Source organism: Streptomyces sp. NPDC054932, assembly GCF_053610205.1.
Genome location: NZ_JBSGXU010000054.1, coordinates 41,092 through 43,744, shown reverse-complemented (window position 1 = coordinate 43,744; position 2,653 = coordinate 41,092). Strand labels below are relative to the sequence as shown.

At 71.1% G+C, this 2,653-nt stretch carries 2 protein-coding genes; one reads left to right on the top strand and one right to left on the bottom strand.

The window, feature by feature from the left end:
- Window positions 1-172 precede the first annotated feature (172 nt).
- Window positions 173-1,174 carry an isopenicillin N synthase family dioxygenase gene (locus ACWGE1_RS17275; RefSeq protein ID WP_453421337.1) on the bottom strand — a complete coding sequence of 334 codons (1,002 nt, stop codon included), beginning with the start codon at window positions 1,172-1,174 and terminating at the stop codon, window positions 173-175.
- A 316-nt stretch (window positions 1,175-1,490) separates the two neighbouring features.
- Between ACWGE1_RS17275 and prfB the strand changes: the two genes are divergently transcribed.
- Window positions 1,491-2,600, top strand: a complete 1,110-nt coding sequence (gene prfB, locus ACWGE1_RS17270) for a peptide chain release factor 2 (protein ID WP_453421336.1) — start codon at window positions 1,491-1,493, stop codon at window positions 2,598-2,600.
- Window positions 2,601-2,653 lie beyond the last annotated feature (53 nt).

Here is a 2,653-nt window from a genome sequence, read left to right as displayed (position 1 = left end):
GGGCTGGTCCTTGCAGCCCGTCCGGCGTTTGGGCGGGGCGGGGAGAAAACTCCGCGTAGCGGGCATGCGGGCATGGCGGGCGGGCGCTCGAGGCGCGGGTCTGGGCGCAGCCCGTGGAGGCCTTGCGCAGCGGTCGCGGCTCCGCCCTCGCCCGCCAACCCCGCGGGGACGGCTACGCCGTGGCCAGTTCCGGGTGCCAGCGCCGGGCCACCGCGGGGTGGGCGCGGACCCAGCCCTTCAGTTCGTTGCGGCCGTACTCGGCGTGCAGCGGGTTCGACTCGTCGTGGGCGACTCCGGGCGCCGAGCGCAGGTAGTCGCCGGGGACGGTCTCGATCACCGCGTCCAGCCGCGGGTTGTAGAAGAACGGCACCGAGTACCGCTCCACCGCGCCCGGCGGGCTGACCACCCGGTGGTCGGTCGCCGTCAGGTACCCCTCGGTCGCGATCTCCAGCAGCTCGCCCAGGTTGACCACGAACGCGCCCGGCATCGGCGGTACGTCCAGGTAGCCGCCGTCCCGGACCACCTGGAGGCCGCCCACCGAGTCCTGGAGCAGGAGCGTCAGGAAGCCGTAGTCCTTGTGCGCGCCGACCCCCTGGTCGGCGCCGGAGGGGGCCGATCCCGGGTAGCGGATCAGCTTGGTGTGCAGGTGCGGGCGGTCCGCGAAGGCCGCGTCGAAGAAGTCCGCCGGGGCGCCGATCGCGACCAGGAGTTCCTGGAGCAGGCGGTGGGCGACCGCGGCGAGCCGGGACTGCCAGTCCAGGACCACGGTACGGAGCTCGGGGAGGGCGGCGGGCCACTGGTTCGGGCCCTCCAGCCACAGGTACGCCGGGTCGTCCGGCCCCACGGCCGGCGCCGGGCGTTCCGCGCCGACGTCCAGCTGGTCCCGCCAGTCGGAGGCGCCGCCGGTCAGCTCGTGGCCGATCCGGGTGTAGCCGCGGAAGTGCGGGGAGTTCAGATTGCTGACGGCGAGCCGGTCGGCTTCGGGGAGGGCGAAGAAGGCCTTGGTCAGTTCGAGGATGCGGGCGCTCTCGGCGGCGGTGACGCCGTGCCCGGTCAGGTGCAGGAAACCGGTGTCCCTGGCTGCTGCGTGCAGCTTCTTCAGGAAGTCGGCCCGCTGGGCCGGGTCGTCCGCCTGGGAGAGGTCCAGGACGGGGAGAGTGTGCGCGGACGGCATGACGGCTCCGTTTCGGGATGTCACGGGGTCCTGTTCCCCAGGGATGGCGGGGGCCGCGGGCGGGGGAGGGTCTCCGACAGGGGTGGTGCCGGGACCGCGGGAGCCGCGTACAGGACCAAGTCGGATCGGTGCGGATCAGGCTTGTGAACGGTCCGGCGGCTGACAGCTCGTCGTCGTGACACGCATGTGGTCCACATGGCGGCGCTTGACGAGGAGAACGGTCATACCGTGAGCGTACGCCCGTACGACCTCTCATCAGTACGGGTGATCCGGCCTGCCCGGACGGCGTTGTCCGGGGACCGGCTACGCTGGACCCGTGGCAGTCGTCGATGTTTCCGAAGAGCTGAAGTCCCTCTCCTCGACCATGGGGTCGATCGAGGCCGTCCTGGACCTCGACAAGCTGAGGGCAGAAATCGCCGTGCTCGAGGAGCAGGCCGCCGCGCCGTCCCTGTGGGACGACCCGGAGGCCGCCCAGAAGATCACGAGCAAGCTTTCGCACCTCCAGGCGGAGGTCCGCAAGACCGAGACCCTGCGCGGGCGCATCGACGACCTGGCGGTGCTGTTCGAGCTCGCCCAGGAGATGGAGGACGCGGACACCCTGGCCGAGGCGGAGACCGAGCTGGTCTCCGTCCGCAAGGCGCTGGACGAGATGGAGGTCCGGACCCTGCTCTCCGGCGAGTACGCCGAGCGCGAGGCCCTGGTCAACATCCGCGCCGAGGCCGGCGGCGTCGACGCCTCCGACTTCGCCGAGCGCCTGCAGCGCATGTACCTGCGCTGGGCCGAGCGCCACGGGTACCCGACCGAGGTCTACGAGACCTCGTACGCGGAAGAGGCCGGCATCAAGTCGACCACCTTCGTCGTCAAGGCCCCGTACGCCTACGGCACCCTCTCGGTCGAGCAGGGCACCCACCGCCTCGTGCGGATCTCGCCCTTCGACAACCAGGGCCGCCGCCAGACCTCCTTCGCGGGCGTCGAGGTGCTCCCGGTCGTCGAGACCAGCGACCACGTCGAGATCGACGAGACCGAGCTGCGCGTCGACGTGTACCGCGCCTCCGGCCCCGGTGGCCAGGGCGTCAACACCACCGACTCGGCGGTCCGCATCACGCACCTGCCGACCGGCATCGTCGTCTCCTGCCAGAACGAGCGCTCGCAGATCCAGAACAAGGCGAGCGCGATGAACGTCCTCCAGGCCAAGCTGCTGGAGCGGCGCCGCCAGGAGGAGCAGGCCAGGATGGACGCCCTCAAGGACGGCGGCAGCTCCTGGGGCAACCAGATGCGGTCCTACGTCCTGCACCCGTACCAGATGGTCAAGGACCTGCGGACGGAGTTCGAGGTCGGCAACCCGCAGGCGGTGCTCGACGGCGAGATCGACGGCTTCCTGGAGGCCGGAATCCGCTGGCGCAAGCAGCAGGAGCAGACCGCGTAACCCTCGGTACGCGATTCGGTACACATGAGAAGGGCCCGGACACCAGGTGTCCG